Source organism: Shewanella electrica, assembly GCF_022321485.1.
GTDB classification, from domain to species: domain Bacteria; phylum Pseudomonadota; class Gammaproteobacteria; order Enterobacterales; family Shewanellaceae; genus Shewanella; species Shewanella electrica.
Map to the genome: position 1 here is coordinate 1 of NZ_JAKOGG010000309.1, position 269 is coordinate 269.

Consider the following 269-nt stretch of genomic DNA (forward strand, 5'->3'; position numbering starts at 1 on the left):
CGAAAAGATGGAAAATCTGAGGATGCTCCACTTCTTTAATTCTCATGTCCCCTGGAGTGAATCAAATGTATTTCTTGCATCATCTCTTAAAAGTCTTCCGGATGGTTTAAAAATTCTTTGTTGGGATGGCTTCCCTCAGAGATCTTTGCCGCCGAACTATTGGCCACAAAATCTAGTGAGACTGGAAATGAGACATTCCAATCTTGAACAACTTTGGGAACCAGATCAGGAATTACCGAAATTGAAAAGGTTGGACCTGAGTTATTCTC

General features: G+C 40.5%; 1 protein-coding gene. It reads right to left on the bottom strand.

Features of this window, described 5'->3' with window-relative positions; genetic code table 11:
* Window positions 1–86: 86 nt before the first annotated feature.
* Window positions 87–269: hypothetical protein (locus L9G74_RS24175; protein ID WP_238898643.1), on the bottom strand; the 183-nt coding region annotated here is incomplete at its 5' end.